General features: G+C 59.0%; 21 protein-coding genes and 1 pseudogene. 6 read left to right on the top strand and 16 right to left on the bottom strand.

What is annotated here, in order from left to right; translation table 11 throughout:
- Positions 1–3 precede the first annotated feature (3 nt).
- From ACRWA7_RS02705 to ACRWA7_RS02685, 5 genes and pseudogenes are all read right to left on the bottom strand, one after another.
- Entirely contained in the window at positions 4–237 is a 234-nt protein-coding gene (locus ACRWA7_RS02705; RefSeq protein ID WP_060857428.1) for a DUF2795 domain-containing protein, read from the bottom strand.
- Between the two features lie 81 nt (positions 238–318).
- Entirely contained in the window at positions 319–642 is a 324-nt protein-coding gene (locus ACRWA7_RS02700; RefSeq protein WP_060857429.1) for an AzlD domain-containing protein, read from the bottom strand.
- Entirely contained in the window at positions 639–1,313 is a 675-nt protein-coding gene (locus tag ACRWA7_RS02695) for an AzlC family ABC transporter permease (protein ID WP_438391033.1), read from the bottom strand. Before ACRWA7_RS02695 ends, ACRWA7_RS02700 begins: the two co-directional genes overlap by 4 nt.
- 147 nt (positions 1,314–1,460) lie before the next feature.
- Positions 1,461–2,299, bottom strand: a pseudogene (locus tag ACRWA7_RS02690) (AraC family transcriptional regulator).
- 85 nt (positions 2,300–2,384) lie between these two features.
- Positions 2,385–3,446 carry an acyltransferase family protein gene (locus ACRWA7_RS02685; RefSeq protein ID WP_438390938.1) on the bottom strand — a complete coding sequence of 354 codons (1,062 nt, stop codon included), beginning with the start codon at positions 3,444–3,446 and terminating at the stop codon, positions 2,385–2,387.
- A gap of 325 nt (positions 3,447–3,771) precedes the next feature.
- Here ACRWA7_RS02685 and ACRWA7_RS02680 point away from each other — a divergent pair, with 325 nt between their 5' ends.
- On the top strand, positions 3,772–4,584 hold the full coding sequence (locus tag ACRWA7_RS02680; protein ID WP_438390937.1) for a transporter substrate-binding domain-containing protein: 813 nt from the start codon (positions 3,772–3,774) through the stop codon (positions 4,582–4,584).
- A gap of 68 nt (positions 4,585–4,652) precedes the next feature.
- On the opposite strand, the gene ACRWA7_RS02675 is transcribed toward ACRWA7_RS02680, so the two are convergent.
- The 4 genes from ACRWA7_RS02675 to ACRWA7_RS02660 form a co-directional block, all read right to left on the bottom strand.
- Positions 4,653–6,254, bottom strand: coding sequence for a peptide chain release factor 3 (locus ACRWA7_RS02675; protein WP_060857434.1), 1,602 nt, complete (start codon positions 6,252–6,254; stop codon positions 4,653–4,655).
- A 401-nt stretch (positions 6,255–6,655) separates the two neighbouring features.
- Positions 6,656–6,874, bottom strand: coding sequence for a hypothetical protein (locus ACRWA7_RS02670; RefSeq protein WP_060857435.1), 219 nt, complete (start codon positions 6,872–6,874; stop codon positions 6,656–6,658).
- A 179-nt stretch (positions 6,875–7,053) separates the two neighbouring features.
- Complete coding sequence (locus tag ACRWA7_RS02665; RefSeq protein ID WP_438390936.1) at positions 7,054–8,289, bottom strand: multidrug effflux MFS transporter; 1,236 nt, start codon at positions 8,287–8,289, stop codon at positions 7,054–7,056.
- A 1-nt stretch (position 8,290) separates the two neighbouring features.
- On the bottom strand, positions 8,291–9,253 hold the full coding sequence (locus ACRWA7_RS02660; protein WP_438390935.1) for a quinone oxidoreductase family protein: 963 nt from the start codon (positions 9,251–9,253) through the stop codon (positions 8,291–8,293).
- A 120-nt stretch (positions 9,254–9,373) separates the two neighbouring features.
- Between ACRWA7_RS02660 and ACRWA7_RS02655 the strand changes: the two genes are divergently transcribed.
- Positions 9,374–10,270, top strand: a complete 897-nt coding sequence (locus ACRWA7_RS02655) for a LysR family transcriptional regulator (protein ID WP_438390934.1) — start codon at positions 9,374–9,376, stop codon at positions 10,268–10,270.
- A 19-nt stretch (positions 10,271–10,289) separates the two neighbouring features.
- Here the strand turns inward: ACRWA7_RS02655 and ACRWA7_RS02650 are convergent, their stop codons facing one another.
- Positions 10,290–10,493 carry a hypothetical protein gene (locus ACRWA7_RS02650; RefSeq protein ID WP_060857439.1) on the bottom strand — a complete coding sequence of 68 codons (204 nt, stop codon included), beginning with the start codon at positions 10,491–10,493 and terminating at the stop codon, positions 10,290–10,292.
- A 185-nt stretch (positions 10,494–10,678) separates the two neighbouring features.
- Between ACRWA7_RS02650 and ACRWA7_RS02645 the strand changes: the two genes are divergently transcribed.
- Positions 10,679–11,278, top strand: a complete 600-nt coding sequence (locus ACRWA7_RS02645; protein ID WP_438390933.1) for a GNAT family N-acetyltransferase — start codon at positions 10,679–10,681, stop codon at positions 11,276–11,278.
- 74 nt (positions 11,279–11,352) lie between these two features.
- On the opposite strand, the gene ACRWA7_RS02640 is transcribed toward ACRWA7_RS02645, so the two are convergent.
- The 4 genes from ACRWA7_RS02640 to ACRWA7_RS02625 all read right to left on the bottom strand — a co-directional run bounded on the left by ACRWA7_RS02640 (position 11,353) and on the right by ACRWA7_RS02625 (position 15,147).
- Positions 11,353–11,973 (bottom strand): hypothetical protein, encoded by a 621-nt coding sequence (locus ACRWA7_RS02640; RefSeq protein ID WP_438390932.1) that lies wholly within the window; start codon positions 11,971–11,973, stop codon positions 11,353–11,355.
- A gap of 49 nt (positions 11,974–12,022) precedes the next feature.
- On the bottom strand, positions 12,023–12,451 hold the full coding sequence (locus tag ACRWA7_RS02635; RefSeq protein WP_438390931.1) for a DUF3597 domain-containing protein: 429 nt from the start codon (positions 12,449–12,451) through the stop codon (positions 12,023–12,025).
- A gap of 204 nt (positions 12,452–12,655) precedes the next feature.
- Positions 12,656–14,785 carry a phosphocholine-specific phospholipase C gene (locus ACRWA7_RS02630; protein WP_060857443.1) on the bottom strand — a complete coding sequence of 710 codons (2,130 nt, stop codon included), beginning with the start codon at positions 14,783–14,785 and terminating at the stop codon, positions 12,656–12,658.
- Between the two features lie 104 nt (positions 14,786–14,889).
- Positions 14,890–15,147, bottom strand: a complete 258-nt coding sequence (locus ACRWA7_RS02625) for a hypothetical protein (protein WP_157766669.1) — start codon at positions 15,145–15,147, stop codon at positions 14,890–14,892.
- Positions 15,148–15,366: 219 nt separating this feature from the next.
- On the opposite strand from ACRWA7_RS02625, the gene ACRWA7_RS02620 reads away from it, so the two are divergent.
- Complete coding sequence (locus tag ACRWA7_RS02620; protein ID WP_438390930.1) at positions 15,367–15,783, top strand: MarR family winged helix-turn-helix transcriptional regulator; 417 nt, start codon at positions 15,367–15,369, stop codon at positions 15,781–15,783.
- 45 nt (positions 15,784–15,828) lie between these two features.
- Positions 15,829–16,218 (top strand): tautomerase family protein, encoded by a 390-nt coding sequence (locus ACRWA7_RS02615; protein ID WP_060857446.1) that lies wholly within the window; start codon positions 15,829–15,831, stop codon positions 16,216–16,218.
- Between the two features lie 240 nt (positions 16,219–16,458).
- Here ACRWA7_RS02615 and ACRWA7_RS02610 read toward each other — a convergent pair whose 3' ends face one another.
- On the bottom strand, positions 16,459–17,259 hold the full coding sequence (locus ACRWA7_RS02610) for an AraC family transcriptional regulator (protein ID WP_060857447.1): 801 nt from the start codon (positions 17,257–17,259) through the stop codon (positions 16,459–16,461).
- A gap of 102 nt (positions 17,260–17,361) precedes the next feature.
- Here ACRWA7_RS02610 and ACRWA7_RS02605 point away from each other — a divergent pair, with 102 nt between their 5' ends.
- Positions 17,362–18,588 carry a CynX/NimT family MFS transporter gene (locus tag ACRWA7_RS02605; protein WP_244164144.1) on the top strand — a complete coding sequence of 409 codons (1,227 nt, stop codon included), beginning with the start codon at positions 17,362–17,364 and terminating at the stop codon, positions 18,586–18,588.
- Between the two features lie 61 nt (positions 18,589–18,649).
- Here ACRWA7_RS02605 and ACRWA7_RS02600 read toward each other — a convergent pair whose 3' ends face one another.
- Complete coding sequence (locus tag ACRWA7_RS02600) at positions 18,650–19,399, bottom strand: glucose 1-dehydrogenase (protein ID WP_060857449.1); 750 nt, start codon at positions 19,397–19,399, stop codon at positions 18,650–18,652.
- Positions 19,400–19,587 lie beyond the last annotated feature (188 nt).

The raw sequence follows: 19,587 nt of genomic DNA, 5'->3' as shown, positions 1-19,587 counted from the left end.
AAATTACTCGGTCCGGGTCACTTCCCTGAGTATGGCGGCGGTGCTGTCGAAGTGATGGTCGTTTATTTTTTCGAGAATCGCGATTACTTCACCATCGGCGCCGTTTTGCTTCGCGACGCGCAGCACATGCTCCTTGTTCGCTGGAAATTCAACGCCCTTCAGTGCGCGCTCGACATCGTCGGGACGGGGTTCGTCAGGATGCCGATGATTCTGCGCATGAGCGGGATGCTGGGCCATGACGCCCTCCTTTTACGTGATTGAGGCCACATCAGGCGAGCAACGTGCATTCCCGCCTGCCGGAGCACGTCCTGATTGCGCTCAAGCCACGACCACGAGTTGCCAGAAGAAAAACACTGCAAGCGACACCGCGATGGTCAACAACGGCTTGCGCGTCAACGCACACACGCCGATAGCCACGCCGGCCGCGACCAGTTGCGAATTGCGCCACGTCAATTCCGCGCCGCCGCCGTGAGGCGCGAGGGTCATCGGCACAATGATCGCCGTCAGCACGGTCACCGGCACGAAACTCAGCGCGGTCCGCACGATAGGCGGAAAACTCAGCCGCTCGCCGAGCACGAATACAGCGGAGCGAATGGCATACGTGATGAGCGCCATGCCCATGATCAGCAGGAAATCGTTCATTTGGCGCGCTCCAGCTTGGCGGGATTGCTTCTTTCATCGCGCATCGACAACACCATGCCCACCGCCACGCCCACGACCACCGCCGCAAGCAATCCGAGCTTGTAGGGCCAGCCGTTCCAAGCAAACGCCAGCATGCCGGCCGTGACCGCCGCCGCCACGAATCGCAGCGCTACCAACTGTGGCACGACGATCGCGATAAACGTAGCGACCATCGCGAAGTCGAGGCCCTTGGACTGCAGTCCGGGGAACGCGGAACCAAACAGCAGGCCGATGACCGTCCAGATCTGCCAGTTCACATACATCGAGACACCCGAGCCGAGGAAATAGTAAGGCCCCGTTTGTCCCGCCGGCTGCTTCTGATAATGCGCGTACGAGACGGCGAACACCTCGTCCGTCAGGAACGCGCCAAGTGTCCAGCGCCAGCGCGCGGGCAGGTGCGCCACATACGGCGCGAGCGTGGCGGAATACAGCACGTGGCGCACATTGACAATGAACGTCGTCGCCCAGATCACGGCGAAACTGGCGTGCCCGGCGATCAGACCCAGCGCGATGAACTGCGCCGATCCCGCGAACACGGCCAGCGACATGAGCTGCACGGTCCACGCGTGCAACGGCCCCGTGGCCGCGAGCGTGCCGTAGATGACGCCGAACGGGGCGGCCCCGACCATCATTGGAATGGTGTCGCGCGCGCCCGCGCCGAACTCGGCGAGCTTGCGGGTCTGATACGGTGTTTTCAAGGTTTCCTCCATGAACCAGGAGGATAGGACCTGGAACCGCGCGCTCGCTTGTACGTTCTTGCGGTCGGCAAAGACTTAGGGTTATCGCCAGCGTCCTGGCGGCACGCCGAACGTCTTCTTGAAGTGCCGCGTGAAATGGCTTTGATCGGTGAAACCGCTTGCCGCGGCCACATCCGTTACCGACGCTCCCGCGCGCAATCCCTTAAGCGCGCGATTCAGGCGCATCTGGTTGCGCCACGCATGCGGCGCGAGCCCCGTTTCGCGCGTAAAGAGACGCGCGGCGTGGAAGGTCGAAAGCCCGACCGTCTGCGCCAGTTCCGTCAGCGATAACGGTGCGCTCATGTCATCGACGAGCCGCGATTTCATCGATTCCACGCGGGCTGTATCGAGCCGCATATGCGCAACCGGCGGGCGTTGCCCCGCATGCCGCACGAGCAGCGTGGATACTGCATCGAAAAGCGCGTGCTCCGCCGCGAGCGGGTCGCCGCCAGATTCCAGGACCTCCAGCCCTTCCAACGCCTGATGCGCCCGCTGCACGCGCCGGGCGACATCGGCGTCGCGGATGATATCGGCGGGAACCACGGCGTGGGCTGCGCTCGGCCTGCCACCTCATTTGCGACGGATTGCACGAATTCCACCGGCAGATAAAACACGCGATACCGCCAGCCGACATCCATCGCCCGCGCGCCCGTATGCAACTCGCCGGGATTGATGATGGGCACCGAGCCCGCTTCCGCCACATATTTAGAGCCGCGATAGTCGTAGCATTCCGCGCCCTCTTCGATCACGGGAATGGTGTACGCGTCGTGCCAGTGCGGCGTGAACTCGTGGTCGTAATACTCGGCCGTCAGCATGTCCGCGCCCGGCAGGAGCGGCGTGCGCCAATAGCGCGCGGTATTGCTGAAACGGGTGGCGGTCATGGCTTGCGGTACCGTGGTCGAAACCGCAAGTTTATCCCGGCCGATGCGCGTGTGTTTTCAGCGGTCTGTGAAAAGCGTTTCCGAGTTAGGACACGGCGGCCGCGGACGGTTTGCGAAAACTCGTCAGCTTGCGGCGAAGTTCCTGATCGGCGCGGGCGAGCAACAACGCCAGTACGATTGAAACGGACGCCACTGTCAACGTCTGCGCGACGGGATTGAAAAACCGGATATCGAACAATTCGAATACCAGCCGGTAAATCGGAAAATGGATCACATAAAGCGGATATGAAAGTTCGCCCAATACCTTGCATATCTGTTTGCCAATGCCGCCGATGGACACCGAGCACAGCAAGGCCACCGATAAAGGCACCAGCGTCAGCGAATTGACGAACGCAATCTTGGGATCGCCCACCGTAAAGCACAACAATGCCGCGCCGGTGACCACAGCCGTAAATATCCGGTGCGGATGTTTATGCTGAAGTCCGATGGAAAAGATAAAGACGCCTGCAAAAAACTCTGCGATCACACGCGGAAAACCGACCATGAAACTCTTCGCGCCCCAGCCCGGATTGATTTTATGAAATACCAGCGTACAGGCAATAAAAGCGGCAAAGGCAAGGATGGAAACCGTTGCATTCGGCAATTTGCGAACCTTTGCCAGATACGCAAAAAATACGACGTTGACGAATAACTCGAAGAACAGCGACCAGGACGGATCGTTTAACGGAAACGCTGCGCCGAAGACCACGTCCTGACCGAACGGCCAGGCAATGTCGTTGAAGTACGGCAGCCAGAACGCGCCGAGCGCCGTGGCGGTGACCAGTTGCGAAGTGGATATCTGCGGCGTTCCTGTTTTGGCAATCGACAGCAATACCGCGCACACGCCTATAGCCAGTCCAAACAAATAAAGCGGCCCGAGCCGCGCGAGACGCACGAATGCGAACTCGCGGAACGTCATGCCGTTCAGGATTTTCTTGCTGTAGCTGTGCGCGATCACGAAGCCCGAGAGCACGAAAAACAGGTCCACGGCGACCCATGCGCCGCCGAACCAGTCCCAGCCCGTGTGCTGGCTATAGTGATGCAGCATGACCGCAACTGCTGCAATGCCTCTCAGACCGTCCAGCAAGTCGAATCGTGTGGACTTCATGGCGTTTATCGCGTTCATGATTTCCGGATCGTGATTTTTCGAGCGCCCAGTGTAGGGTGGAAAAAATGCAATCCCGGTCGGGAAAAATATCGGCTTGCGGCGCGACGCCGAGAAAAAATTGAAAAATAAATCGAAAGGAAAGGGTTGCAGTGGGAACCACTCCAATTTCTTTCATTTTTATTACATCGATTTTTTCCTGCCTTGCCCCGCCCGGTTCGTGCGCGGGAATTTTGAATCGCTTAGAAAACAAAAGAGTTGCTAATAGACTTTGCGTTGTCCCGGACATTTGCACGCGCCGGGCACCCTTCCACGTTTCAGGGCAAACATGAAAACCTCAAAGTTGTTGATGACACTTGGCGTGGTTGCGCTCAGCGTGCTCGCGCGCGTGGCGCCCGCGCATGCGGACGCACTGAATGACATAGAGAAGCGCGGCGTATTGCGTGTGGCAGTCCCGCAGGATTTCGCGCCGTTTGGATCGGTCGGTCCGAGCATGCAACTGGAAGGACTGGATATCGACATTTCCGCGCTGCTGGCCAAAAAGCTCGGCGCGAAGCTTGAACTGGTGCCCGTTACAAGCGCCAATCGCATCCCCTATTTGCAGACAAAGAAAGTGGACCTGATCGTCTCGACACTCGGCCGCGATGCCGAGCGCGACAAGGTCATCGATTTCTCGCAGTCTTATTCGCCCTATAACAACAGCGTGTACGGGCCGGCGAACATGAAGATCGATGGGCCGGCGGACATGGCGGGCAAGACGGTTGGCGTGGCGCGCGGCACGTTCGAGGATCTCATGCTGACCAAGAGCGTGCCGCCCTCTACAAACATCAAGCGTTTCGAGGACAACAGCGGGATGATTTCCGCGTACCTCGCGGGTCAGGTTCCGCTGGTCGGCACGGGGGATTTTGTCGCGAACAAGATTGCCGCGACCTTACCGGCGTCGGCGCCGAACAAGCCCGCGCTCAAGTACGTGATTCACGAATCGGCGTGTCACGTCGGATTGAACAAGGGCGAGCCGAAGCTCCAGGCGAAGGTCGATGCGATTCTCACCGACGCCAAGAAAAGCGGCGAGTTGAACGGCATTGTGGAGAAGTGGCTGCACGTGCCCTTGCCGGTGAAGATGGCGCAGAGCACGGATTGAGCGTGGTCTTTCTGAATTGAAGCTGGCCTGTTAAGCCTTCAGCGCCAGCTTCGATTCCATGAAGCAGCTTAAATCGACTTCTGGAACGGCGCGCCCGAATGCTCCCGCAATTCGTTGAAAACGATCTTCGGCCACGCCTTCTGCGCAACATCGATTTCGGAAACATGGGAAGCAAGATACGTTGGCGCGTTTGACGCATCCAGCGCAATGCGCGCCGCATAGGCGTCGGTGAAACGGCGCAACTCCGCCGCGTCGTCGCACGTCACCCATCGCGACATCCGATACCGCGCCGGCATGATGCGCACATCGACCTTGTATTCCGCCGATAACCGGTGCGACACCACTTCGAACTGCAACTGCCCCACTGCGCCAAGAATGGTGGAACCGCCCAGCACAGGACGGAACACCTGGATCGCGCCTTCGTCGCCAAGTTGACGCAGCGCTTCGCCCAACTGCTTTGCACGAATCGGGTCGACCACTTCGACCGTCTGGAAAATTTCCGGCGCGAAGAACGGCAAGCCGACGAACTGCAACATCTCGCCTTCAGTCAGGGTATCGCCGAGACTCAGCGTGCCATGATTCGGAATGCCAATGATATCGCCGGGATACGCTTCGCTCACCGTCTCACGGCGTTGCGACAGAAACGTCACCACGTTGCTCGCCCGAAACGTCTTGCCCGAGCGCGTCACCTTCAGCGCCATGCCGCGCTCGAAATGCCCTGAACACACGCGGATAAACGCCACGCGGTCGCGGTGCGCCGGATCCATGTTGGCCTGCACCTTGAACACCACGCCGGTAAAACGCGGCTCTTCAGGCAACACCGGACGTTGCACCGACATGCGCATGGCAGGCGGCGGCGCGAGGTCGACAAGCGCGTCGAGAATTTCCTTCACGCCAAAGTTGTTGATCGCCGATCCAAACAAGACCGGGGATTGTTCGCCCGCGAGAAAGGCGGTGCGATCAAATGCAGGCGTCGCGCCCGTGATCAGGTCGATCTCTTCCTTCGCGCGCGTCCAGCTCGAACCGAAACGGCGTTCGCCGTCTGCGTCCGAGAGAGCCTGAACGGTCTCCACCGCGCCGCCAGCCGTGTCCTGCCCCGCGCGAAATACGCGCACCTGGTCGTGCGCAATGTCGTAGACGCCCTGGAACTCCTTGCCCATGCCGATGGGCCAGGTAAATGGCACGGCAGCAACGCCAAGGTGCTGTTCGATTTCATCGAGCAGTTCCAGCGGCTGGCGCACTTCGCGGTCCATCTTGTTGATGAACGTGAGAATCGGCGTGCGGCGGCTGCGGCAGACTTCCAACAGCTTGAGCGTCTGGGCTTCGACGCCGTTTGCACCGTCGATCACCATCACGGCGGCATCCACAGCCGTCAGGACGCGATACGTATCTTCGGAAAAGTCTTCGTGCCCGGGGGTATCGAGCAGATTGATGACACAGTCGCCATATTCGAACTGCATCACGGAGCTGGCCACGGAAATGCCCCGCTGCTTTTCGATTTCCATCCAGTCGGACGTTGCGTAGCGGTTGCTTTTCCGGCCCTTCACGGTGCCGGCGATCTGGATCGCGCCCGAAAACAGCAAGAGCTTTTCTGTTAGCGTGGTTTTACCCGCGTCAGGGTGGGAAATGACCGCGAACGTGCGGCGCCGTTTGAGTTCGGAGAGTGCCATCTGTACGGAAAAGAGCTGAAGGTTGCGCGTTCGGTTCAAGCGCGCGAAGCGGCGTGCGCGGCCTGGATGGCCGATAAATCGACGGGCTGGCAGCCCGCGGCGCGATGAAGGAACGGCGGCGCAAAAAGCCGCGTGGTGTGGATGATACACGTCACTACGCAGCAGCATGGGAAAGGCGCCGGCAAAGCGATTCTCTGATCATCGTTCGGCGTCTTGACAGCCGGCCCCGCCTTACAGATTCATAACCCCGAACGTACAACGAAAAACGGCCCGGACGCGCAGGTCATGCGCGTCCGGGCCGCCAACTCCAAAGCCCCGTGTCACCCGTCCCATACCTTGAAATAAAGGTGTTTTCTCGGACGGTTACACGGTCGAACCGGGCTGTTACCGCACCCTAAAGCTTAGGGCTTTGCTGCCGACGACGGGATTGCCGAAGCTGCCGTCTTGTTCTTGTGATGCTTCTTGTGGTGCTTCTTGGCCTTGTGTGCGCTGGCGGGTTGAGCCGCGTCTGCCGTGGTTGCAGCCGGAGCTGCGGGCGCTACAGCAGGAGCCGAAGCTTGTGCGAACACAGCAGCGGAAAACAAGGCGGCGAGCGATGCAGCAACGAGTTGCTTTTTCATGACAGTAAGACCCTTCGTGGTTGTTTAACAGTGTCGCGGCTTGCGTGTCGCGATTACCTGTTTAACGCCTCATCGCCGAGTGTGTTGACACGGATCGGAAGAAAACTTTGGCAGCGGGGTAAATATATGAGCGGCCGTTTCCGTCATTGCATGACTTTGTTCGCTACTGTTCAGAAGGTTCAGAAGCTCGAAGCCGAACCGCTGCCCACAGCGACACGCGGCGATTCACCCAGCCAGATCCAGACTAGAGCGCCAAGCAGCGCGCACGCGAACATGACGCCGCTCATCGCCTGGGGACCGAAACGGGCAAACAGCATCGCGACCAGCGAACTCGACGCCGCGCCGCACAGCATCTGAACCGACGTCAACAGGCCGCCCGCCACGCCTGCAAGCTCGGGCACGGGATCAAGCGCGCCGCGAGTCGCACTCGGCGCGGCAAGCCCGAAGCAGAATGTGCAGGCGACGAGCAACGGCATGATGGTGAGCAAACTCGCAAGATGCAGCGCATTCAATACGCCAAGGCCGACAGTAGCAGCCAGCGTGACGCCGATTGCAACGGCAAGGATGCAGCGCGACCCCACCCCGCGCGACGCAACCAGTCCGTTGACCGTCGCGCCGGCAACAATACCGAGTCCGGTCGTCGCGAACATGGCGGCATAGACGGCTGGCTTTATGTGCAGGACATGCAGCAATACCAGCGGCGATCCGGCCACGTACGCAAACATCCAGCCGAACCCGAAGCCGTTGATCAGGATGGATCCAATGACCGGCCGATGAGTCAACACACGCCAGTATTGTTGACGCAGCCCGGTCGCCACAAAGTCCTCGCTTCGTGACGGCGCTGATTCTTCAAGACCTTTCCATGTGGCGACAGCCGCCAGCAAACCGCACACCGCCATGACGCCGTAGATACCGCGCCACTGGACCGCCGCGAGCAACGCAACGCCAACGGAAGGCGCCACGATCGGCGCAACATTGGCGACGACGGTGATGGCCGCGAGGCGGCGTTGCATCGCGTTGCCTTCGAAGAGATCGCGCACGACAGCCAGCGCGACTGTCATGCCCGCGCCCGCCCCGGCGCCCTGCACTAGTCGCGCGCACAGCAGTACGCTCATGCGGGGCGCCAACGCCGATACAACCCCGCCAGCCGTGAACAACGCCAGCCCGAGGAGAAGCGTGGGCTTGCGGCCGTGGGCATCGGAGAGCGGACCGTACACAATCGGCCCGAACGCAAAACCCGCCATGAAGAGACTGAGCGTCAATCCCGCCTGGCTCGCGCTTGCATGCAGCGAGTTTGCAATATCGACAAGCGCGGGCAGCGCCATATCGATGGAAATGGGCGGCAACGCAGCCAGCGCGCCAAGATAGACGGCGAACAGGAGCGACTGCGGACGCAGCCGCAAGCGCGTTGTCATCTCAAGCCCGCGACTGCGGCGTCAGCACCACGCGGCCTTTCGTCCCCGCCGCCACCGCCCGATATGCCGCCTGCGCATCGTTGAGCGCGAATGTCTGTGCAATAACCGGCGCCTTGTAGCTGCCGTCCTCGAAGCCGGCGCGCAGCGCTTCCAGCATTGCGCCCGATGACACCAGGTCGCGCTTGAGCGTGTCGACACCTGTCAGACGGCTTTCGTTGTGATAGAAATCGGCGAGGTTGAAGGTGACGTCGCGCCGGTCCGTCGCCGATATTTCCACCAGCCGCCCGCGCACTTTCAGCATGTGCACGGCGGTTTCGAACATGGAACCGCCGACGGTATCGAACACGACATCCGCGCCGCCATTCGTCAGCGAGCGAATCTCGTCGATGAAACCGGCCGTTTTCGAGTCCACCATTGCGTCAACATGCGGACTTGCGGAATGCGCGCCGCGCCCTACGCCCACCACGTTCGCGCCGATCCGTTTCGCGATCTGCGCCGCCGCGCCGCCCACGCCGCCCACCCCGATGATCGCAATGCGCTCGCCCGCCTGCAGTTGCGCGGCCTCCACGACAGCGCACCACGCGGTGATGAAGTTCACGCCTATGGCCGATGCTTCCTCGAAGCTCAGATTGGCCGGCTTGCGATGCAAGCTCGCGACCGGCACAACCAGTTCTTCGGCATGCGTGCCATCGCGGGTAAAGCCGACATCGCCGCCCGAACCCCACACCTGCGCGCCCAGCCACTCGGCCGGGCCTTCGATCACCACGCCCGAATAATCGCGGCCCGGCGTGCGCGGCAGCGTTGTCTGGCTCATGCGGCCCTCGACGTTCTTTACGTCACTCGGATTGATCGATGCCGCGAAAACCCGCACGACCGCTTCGTTCGACGATGCCCGTGGCGACGGCAATTCCTCCACGGCCAAAACGCCGGGATCGCCGTGCTGGTTGAAGCGCAATGCTTTCATGGTAATTCCTCCGTTGCAATGACCGCATTATTCACGTGCCCCGGCATGACGAAAAGGCGGCGGCGCGCATAGAATCGTTGCGTGAAGCGCAAAGATAAAGCTTGAAAATGGACATGACACATGCCGGATGAAATCAACGACTTGCGCGTCTTCGCGCAAATGGTCGATGCAGGGAGTTTATCGGCGGCCGCGCGCCAGACAGACGGATCGGCCGCCGCCATGAGCCGGCGTCTCGCCGCGCTGGAAAAGCGCCTGGGCGTGCGGCTCGTCACGCGGACGTCACGGCGTTTCGACCTGACTGTTGAAGGCGCGCTGTTTCACGAGCGCGCGCTCGCCATCCTGCAAGCAGTCGACGACGCCGAAGCCGAGATCAGCGCCCAGGCGCGCGTGCCGCAGGGTCTGGTGTGCATCGGCGCGCCGTCCGAGATCGGGCGCAAGCAGATTGCGCCGCTGATCGAAGCGTTCTCCGATCAATATCCCGACGTGGAAATCCGGCTGGTGTTGTCGGATATCGGCCTGGATGTGATCGATGACAATCTGGACGTCGCGCTGCGCATCGGCTTGCCGCCGGATACCGGCGTGATTGCAAAGCGCTTGTTGTCGAGCCGGCGCATTGTGTGCGCAGCACCCGATTATCTCGCGCGGTGCGGCATACCGCAGACGCCCGCCGATCTCGCCGGGCATGATTGCATCCGGTTGGTACGCGGCCAGCGTGTGTTCGACAGATGGTTATTCCAGGAGGACGGACGGCGCCGCGAGATTCAGGTGCGCGGGACGTTGTCGACGGCGAGCGGCGAAGTCCTGCACGACTGGGCGCTCAAAGGCCGTGGTCTCGCGTTGAAGGCGCTATGGGATATAGAAGATGACTTACGGAACAGACGGCTGGTCGAGTGCCTCGCGCCCTATCACTGCGATGAAATCGAGTTGTATGCCGTGTTTGCGAATCGACGGTATTTGTCGCCACGGGTCCGGGTGTTTCTCGATTTCGTGCAGCGGGCGTTTAACAAAAGGACGTAATGCGGCGCGGCATGTGGTTTCATCCCGCGGCCAGCGGCATCCATGGGTCGCTGCTGCTGACCGGATACATCAACGACACTTCCTTACTTACGCGCACGATTTCATGAATGTTATCGCGGAAGTTCTGGCTCTTTTCGTAACTGATAAAGGTCGCGTCCGCAACGGCGGACATGGTGAACAGCGCAAAAGCAATGCGCTCGAGAAGGACAAAGCGGCGGGACATTTCCAAAGTTCCTTGAATCATCAACTCTCAATATTATAAGGGTTTTCCCCTATCATTTACCATCCTTTTGTGAACCGCGATTGCATGATCGACACAGTCAAACTTGCCGATTTGCCGGACTTCATTATTTCTTCATATTGAATGCGGGATTGCTCCGCAATCAGCATTTATTCATTTACCCTGCAATGGCATTCGATTTCAAAAGCAACGCAATCCCCGTATTTCCACCAGAAGGCATTGCTGCAGAGCGTGTTGTGCTGCGCCGTGCGGATCTTCGGCATGCCGAAGCCATGCTGGCTTATCGGCTGATGAATCGTCCACATCTCGAACCGTGGGAACCCTCGCGCGACGGTTCTTTCTATACAACGCAAGCCGCAAACGAACGCGCCATGCAAATGGAACATGCGATGGCTGATGGAACTGCATTGCATCTGTTGATTTTCCTGAATGAACCGGGCGTGCCGGATAATCCGCTGATTGGAGATTGCCACTTTACGAACATTGTTCGCGGTCCGTTTCAGGCATGCAATCTCGGCTATTCAATCGATCAGCGTTACGAAGGCCAAGGGCTGATGCATGAAGCACTTCACGCTGCTTTGGGTTTTATGTTCGATATCCACAAGTTGCATCGCGTGATGGCGAGTTATCGGCCGGAAAATGCCCGCAGCGGACGATTGCTCGCCCGGCTTGGGTTCGAACGCGAGGGATTGGCGAAAGCGTACTTGAAGATAGACGGGAAATGGGCGGATCACGTGATGACTTCGCGGGTTAATCCGGCGGATTAACCCAAAAATTAGTTGTTTAGCCAGTTCTCGATCTTGACTCCGGAATAACGTGCGAGGAAACGCTTGCAAAGGGTTTAGCCGGCGTCGCCCGCACTGATGAGCGTTTGCGCGCCGCGAAGGTGATCGACGAGATAACGCAGCAACGCGGCGACATCGCCGAATTCCACAAAGCCGGGCGTCACGCCATCATCGAAAAGCGGCGAGCCGTTCAGCTTTTCAGTGACCGTGAGGCCGTTGAATGACGCAACCGGAATGCGTTCGGCCGCTTCGATGCGAAACGTATTGCCGCTCGTGGCGGCGTCGCGGATACGCATGAGGAACTGGACCTCGGGCGTTCTCAACTCCGACAGATCGTGTGCCTCGAAAAAGTCAGCAACCGCGAGAATGGCGTTCGTCCCGGCCACTCTCAGCACCACGGACAAGCGTTGCGGGTCCTGATGAAACGCAGCCCAGGACTGCGCCAGCCCAAGCGCCTCGCCTTCCACGCCGGGCGTTCCATCCTCCACGTGCGTCTGTGGCTCGGCGCGCGAGCGCTTGCGCCTGAGCAAAGTATTCGCGGCGGCGAGATCGGGCGGGTTCTTGTCTTTATCGATCCAGGTCCCGACCGTGCTTGCATACAGCACAAGCGCGAGCAATTGTTCCTCGATCAAGGCGATGCCCAACTCGACCGGATCAATGCCGTTCTTCCTGACCATTTTCGTCTCCTTATTTCTCGACCAATTGATGAGCCGATGGAATCATTGTTTATTTCTTCAGGTCAGCCGAAACTTGACCGCCATTTTCAGCGAGCTTGCGCATCACCTGTTTGTGCAGCCAGATGTTCATGGCGGTGCTGTCTTCCGTGTCGCCCGGATAATTGAGTTCGGTGGCGAGTTCCTTGCGCGCGTCCAGGCTGCTGTCGAGATCGAGCAACTTCAGCAGGTCGACAATGGACGAGCGCCAGTTCAATTGCGTATTGATTCCAGCTTGTCTCTCGATCAGCACCGCGTCTATGTCAACGGGCGGCAGCGCGGCAACCGGAGGCTGCACGTTGCTCGCCGCAACGGTCGATCCGTTTGACGGATCAGCATCGGGCGATGCGGGCGCAGCGGGCGCGGTTGCGCCCGTCGATTCGGAGTTCGCCGGATGATCGTGCGGAAAAATCTTGTTGAGGATATTCGTGAAGATACTCATGACGTCTCTCCGACAGGCTTTAAAGTTCAATTTGCATTTGAACTCCGCAACCTTCGTTCCACAGCCGGGACGCGCGACATATCCCGCAGACGTTCAATCGCTTCGCTCATTAATAGCAGAAGGCCCCGCCGTTTCCGGCGGGGCCTTCTGAAGCCGCACATTCAACCCTTATTGCATGCAGACTGCAAATCTACGCTTGCTGAATCAAGCAAGAACCACCACCGGCGCGACCGCTGCCGGATCGCTGATGCTCGGGCGACCGTTTTCAATGTGCCCCGCCAGACGACGCAAGAACGATGAGTCGTCACTGCTGCTGACAGTCAGGTCGTACCAGTGATGACTTGCGGCAAGAATCCACGGCTCTTCAATAGACCCAAGCGGCGGCACGATCACGTGCCGTGGCTGTGCACCATAAGCGTTATCGATCACCGACAACTTCGCAAAGCCGCCCTGACTTGAAAATTTCAGGAACACGTTGCCGTTCGCCACGTCGTACTGTGCGACCACTTCCGGATGTGCCGGCTTGTTGAAAAGGCCACCGCCTTTCGAATGTGACACATTGCCCGCGAACTCGCGCACAAAACCATTCGGACCATAAACGGTGAACGCGTAGATGCCCGCCGTCGTGCTCAGATCGAACGTCTCGCGTAACGTCTTGCCGGCTTCGACCGTATAGCGCCACGGGCCGTCGGTGCGATTGGCCGAGTACACATAGAAGTGCGCGCCTTGCGAGCCACTATTGGCAAAATGCAACGCAAACTGCTTGCGCTCTGCATCCACCTGACCGTTCACATGCAATTCATAAGGCAACGCACGGGCGAAGCGCGTGCCCGGTTCCTGCGGGTCGATCACACCGGGCACTGCCGGAACGGTTGGCGCGGGTTGCGTGGCGCACTGGTTATCGGCGATGGTCTTGTAGTTGCTCGTGTCGGGAAGCACCGGCATCTGCGCGTCCGGCGTACGGAAGTCGAAGGCCGTGGTCAGGTCGCCGCAAACCGCGCGACGCCACGGCGTAATGTTCGGCTCCCGCACGCCAAAACGTGTTTCGATGAAGCGGATCACCGACGTGTGATCGAACACTTGCGAGCAGACGAAACCACCCTTCGTCCAGGGAGACACGACCGTCATGGGCACGCGCGGTCCGAGGCCATACGGCAAACCGTCGGCGGTATAGCTGCCGCCACGGCCCGGATTGACGACCGTGTGAAGCTCACCGTCGGTCGTCACCGTCGACAACCCTTGCGCTCGCGACGTGGGCGGTTGCGGCGGCACGATGTGATCGAAGAAACCGTCGTTCTCGTCGTACATGATGAACAACACGGTCTTGCTCCAGACTTCCGGATTCGCGGTCAGCGCATCCAGTATCTGCGAGGTGTATTCGGCCCCGTAAGCCGGCGTGTATTTCGGATGTTCCGAATACGCCGCCGGCGGACACAGCCACGAAACCTGCGGCAGTTTGTTCGCGAGGACATCGGCCTTGAGGTCATCGAGCGTGCGCACGGCATTCGCGCGTTGCTGCAGCGAAGAGCCTTGGGGCGCGTTGATGATGTTCGTGAAGTTCTGCAGGATGTTCGTGCCGTAGTTGCCGTTGAGCGGATCGTCGCCGGTGAGACCTTGTTGATAGATCTGCCAGCTAATGCCCGCGGCTTCCAGACGCTCTGGATAAGTCGTCCACGAAAGCAGTTGGTATTGCGGCGGACCGTCGCCATCCACGTAGTCGTTGTTGTCGAGCAGCGGACCGCCGAGCGTGCCGGTAGGATCGACCGTGCCTGTCATCAGATACGAGCGGTTCGGATGCGTCGGGCCGGGAAGCGAGCAGAAGTAGGCGTCGCAGACGGTGAACGCATCGGCAAGCGCGTAGTGAAACGGAATGTCGCTGCGCAGGTGATAGCCCATCGTCATGTCGGTCTTGTTCGCAGGCCATTGATCGTAACGGCCGGCGTCAATAGCCGCATGCGTCTTGTACCAGGAATGATCGAGGTCGCCCACGCACTGCGCGCTGGTGGTCTGCGTGTTCAGATGGAACGGCAGCACGGGTTTCGTCGCATCTGCCTTCGAAGGCTGGAACCATACCGGCTTGCCGTTGGGCAGCGGAATGGGAAAACGGTCGTTGTAGCCGCGCACGCCGCGCATGTGGCCCATGTAGTGATCGAACGAGCGGTTCTCCTGCATGAACACCACAATGTGCTCCACGTCGTTGATGGAACCCGTACGGCCCGATGCGGGAATCGCGAGCGCCTTGCGGATGGATTCGGGAAATACTGTGAGCGCGGCGGCGGCGCCGGCTGAAGTGGCGACTGTTTGCAGGAAACGGCGACGGCTATTCGATGTCATCGTGCTTCACCTCTTAGAGTGTTTAGAAGATACGTCGATACAGCTTCGATCGCGGGGAGACGATCGAACGGGTTGATTCATGGGCGCTGTATATCAAGCGGCGTTCATTGCGTGGTGTCAGGCGGGGAATGCATGACCGGCGCGACCTGTTGCGCATCTGCCGCGAGGCTGGTCTGAGCAGCGGCAATAGCGCTGCTGGCTGCAAGCTCGTTTGAGGGCGTGGCCTGCACCAGGGGTTCTATTGCGCTCGCCGGCAGCGAGGGGGCCGCCGCGGCTTGAGTGGAGCTGAAGCTCTCCTGATCATCCGGACCGCACGCCGCAAGGGCGAGCGTAGTCAACGCGAGTACCGCGGTTCGTCTCATGATGCCTCCGCTTGTTCGATGCTCTCGAATGTCTGCGACAGCTTCTCGTTTCATCGCGGTCGCCAGTGTGCGGATGCTTCAAGAAAATTTTGTGAAACGTTTGCGAAGACTCGGTAAGGACTTTTATACAAAATACTTACGGTTTTATATCATCGAGGTAACGGCGGGAATTTCCCGAAATTAGTTGCATAGCGAATCACTTTATTTTATTGTGTATTCATGTTCGATCATTGCATTTACTTCAACACAACGGCCCTGGCGCGAACGCTCGAGCGCGAATGGGCCGCTGCGTACAAACCGTTCGGCCTGACTCCGCCACAGGGATTCATGCTGCGCGCGGTGCTGGCCAAGCCCGGAATCGTGCAAAGCGAACTTGCTTCGGAACTCGCCATATCGCGCTCCACGGCGACTCGAACGCTGGATGGTTTGCAGAAGCTGATGCTGGTTGAGCGGCGATTGACGCAGTCCGACGGCCGGGAAACTGCGCTTCATCCAACCAAGGACGCGTTGCAGATCAAGGATCAATTGAACGCTGCAAGCGCTGCGGTAACACGACGCCTGAAGGCGGAAATGGGTGAGGCCTGTTTCGTGGCGACGGTTACGAGCGTCAAAGAAGCGCGGTCGAGTATCGACTGATTTTTTCCTAAATAGTTGTATAGCGAACTAAAATGGAGATGAGGAATGCCAATCCTGAACGTGAAGGTAAGCGGTGAAAAGTCGACTGAAAAGGTCGCGGCCATTTCAGAGATGCTGCTTGAACTGACGGCTTCCGTGCTGGGCAAGAAACGCGACGTCACTGCGATCACGATCCAGTTTATTGATCCGGACAGTTGGGTGATCGCGGGTAAGCCGCTGACAGCGCACAAGAAATCAAGCTTCTACATGGACATCAAGGTGACGGACGAGACCAATACCAAAGATGAAAAAGCGCGGTATATAGCAGAAGTATATGCAGGGTTCGCGCGGATCCTGGGCGAACTGCACGAAGAGAGCTATATCTATGTGGAAGACGTCAGGGCGGCGTCGTACGGATATGGTGGGCGAACGCAGGAGTATCGCTATCATCATTGAGCCATTCGCGGCTACGCCGGTGGACTTGACCATCGGCGTAGGCGCGCTCCTGACGCGCTTTAAGCGTCGTCTTAATTCGCCAGCACCTCCACAATACAGACAACCATTGCAAAAGCTCCGATGCAGCCCGCCAGCGTAGCGGCTGCTTTGGTAAAAGGTGACATGCGCGCCCCGATCAAATTGGATTGAACGCATTTTATATTTATTTGAAATATAAATGAAAGCTAAAAAGAAAGTTTTTTAAGCATCTGTTCCATCGTCCTTGTCGGAGAAATAGCGCGCCGGTGGTTTGCCTAACGCCTTCTTGAACATGGTGATGAATGCGCTGACCGATTCGTAGCCAAGGTCCTCGGCAACGCGTTGTACCAGGGCACCCTCTGAAAGCCGCTGCAACGCGATGATGATATGCAGTTGCTGGCGCCATCGGCCAAAGCTCATGCCGGTTTCACGCAGCACGAGGCGCGTCAGCGTGCGTTCGCTCATGGCAACTCTTGCACCCCACTCGGCTGCGGTACTGCGGTCGGCGGGATCAGTGGTCAGCGCATTGGCGATATGGCGCAGTTTTGCATCGGATGAAATAGGCAAATGAAGCCGCTCGGTTTTCATCTGCGTGAGTTCGTCGAGCAACACGCTTGCAAGCCGGCCGGTCGGACCGACGACGTCGTAGACTTGCGGAAGTGCGGCAAGCCGTTGAATCAATTCAATCAACAATGGCGTCAGCGAAAGCGTGCAGCATGTCTGCGGCAACGCGGCCGCTGCCGGATCGACGTAAAGAAAACAGAGACGGCCGTTTGCGGTTACGCGGTTGCTATGCAACATGCCACCGGGCACCCAGACGCCGCATTGCGGGGGCACCATCCATAAACCATCCGACACCTCGCACGTCACGCCGCCACGCAGCGCAACCACGAGTTGTCCCTTGCTATGCCGATGCATCGGCAACTCGCTCTCATTTTCCACGACATCCACGCGCACCGCGTTAGCGGGCTGATGCATGGTGTCGGGATCAAAGCTCGTCAGGGTGGCGCGAAGAACCGACATCCGTCATTGACCGTTTTTAGAACTATTTTGTCATTATCTCCAGATTCGTATTCGCAGCCAATGGTTAGTCTTAAGGCTTGTCAAAGTCGGATCGAACTCATCGTGAAATCTCAGTCCAGTCCTTTACCAAGTGCCGCGCGGCCGGCGTTGCTGATATTTGGCATTCTCTTGATCGCCGCGAATTTGCGCGCGCCTTTTACCGGCGTGGCGCCGTTGCTCGGCATGATTCGCGCGAATGCCGGTATGACGGCGACCGAAGCGGGCATGCTGATTACTTTGCCCCTGCTTGCATTTGCAATCGTTTCACCTTTTGCAGCGGGTGTCGCTCGCGAGTACGGGCTCGAACGTTCGTTGTTTGCCGCGCTGGTTTTGATTGGCGCCGGCATTGCCTTGCGCTCGGCGGGCGCGGTCTGGTGCCTTTATCTTGGCACCGCGATCATTGGCGGCGGCATTGCGTTGGGGAACGTGCTGCTGCCAAGCTTGCTCAAGCGCGATTTCCCCGATAAAACCGTCACCCTCACCTCCGCTTACGCACTGACGATGGGCGTGGGCGCAGCCATTGCCTCGGTTATCGCCATTCCGCTTGCGCATCTTTTCAACTCGGAGTGGCGGCTGGTCATAGGCGTATTGATCGTACTGCCCGTTGTAGCCGCATTGATATGGTTGCCACAACTGCGCAACCGGACATCGCCGGCCAAGGACACCGCCACGCCTCCTCATGGCGGCGAAGTATGGCGCTCCGCGCTCGCCTGGCAAGTGACGCTGTTCCTTGGGCTGAACTCGTTCGTCTACTACGTCGCGGTAAGCTGGCTTCCCGCGATTCTTCACGATGCCGGTTTTTCATCCGATAAGGCCGGCTCGTTACACGGTGTCCTGCAACTGGCGACAGCGGTCCCGGGTTTGCTGCTACTGCCCATCGTCCGGAAGATGAAGGATCAGCGCATGGCTGCTTTTATCGCGTCGATCATCAGCATGGTTGGCCTGTTCGGGCTGCTTCTGGTCCCGGCGTTAGCGATGCTCTGGATCATTTTCTTTGGTCTCGGCGCCGGCGCCGCGATCATACTCGGGCTGGCGTTTGTCAGCTTGCGCGCCAGCAGTTCACATCAGGCGGCGGCGTTATCGGGAATGAGCCAGTGCGTTGGTTATCTGCTTGCGGCCGCGGGTCCGCCCCTTGTTGGCCGCTTACACGATGCGTCAGGAAACTGGACTGCGGCGCTGGCGATTTGCGCGGCGCTGTGTCTGGTCATGGCATTGTTAGGACTTCTCGCCGGACGCGCGATGCATATTTCGAGCGCGTCGATTGGGCGGGCAACCGCTAAAGCAATTTAAGCGTCAACGCGAAGAGCAGCATCGCCGACCTGGCGATACCGCTCATCATCACCTGGCTTCCTTAGACTTGAGCCATCCCGCCATCGACAGTGAGTTCAATGCCGGAAATATAGCTGCTGTCATCCGACGCAAGGAACAATGCCGGCTTGGCGATTTCGTCGGAAAGACCAATGCGGCCTAGCGGCACCTGTGACGTGATACCCGACTTGAAGCCTTCAATCTGCTCTTCAGTCAGCCCTGTCTTGCCGAAAATCGGCGTATCGATAGGACCCGGGCTGATTGCGTTCACACGGATCCTGCGTGCCTTGAGATCCGACGTCAACGTCCGCGCCAATGACCGCACGGCCGCCTTCGTGGCCGAATAAACACTGAACGCTTCCATGCCTTTGGTCGAGGCAATCGATGCATTCAGAATGATCGAACCGCCGTCCGGCACCAACGGAAGCAGCTTTTGCACCGCGAAGAACGTACCCTTCACATTGATGTCGAAGGTTTCGTCGAACTGCTCTTCCGTTACCTGATCAACGGGCGAAAGCGTGCCCACGCCCGCGTTCGAAAAGATGATATCAACGCGGCCATATTTCGCTTTGACATGGTCGTGCAGCTTGTCCAGATCGGACAGCTTCGCGACATCGCCCAGCACGCCTTCGCCATTTGCGCCGATGCTTTCCACCGCTTCATCCAGCTCTTTCTGCCGGCGGCCCGTGATGATGACCTTAGCGCCTTCTTTAGCAAAAAGACGCGCGGTCGCCAGACCCATGCCGCTGTTTCCGCCCGTGATTACGGCGATTTTTCCAGTGAGTTTTGTCATGTCAGTCCTGCTCAGTAAGTTCGTGTGTGACTGGACCGGGCCTGCAATCAAGTCCAGTCCAGTCTCCAGGGATCAAGCACTTCCCGTAGCCGTTGACATCAGTGGCGTGGGCTTGGACTGACTATAGGCGCGGTGTTTCGCGGGAAATAGTAGGTGCCGACGAATACACTCGTCGGCTCAAACGAACA

Source organism: Caballeronia sp. DA-9 (assembly GCF_051615025.1).
Lineage (GTDB): Bacteria > Pseudomonadota > Gammaproteobacteria > Burkholderiales > Burkholderiaceae > Caballeronia > Caballeronia sordidicola.
Note: the sequence above shows the minus strand (reverse complement) of the source record. Positions and strands in the feature narration are given on the sequence as shown.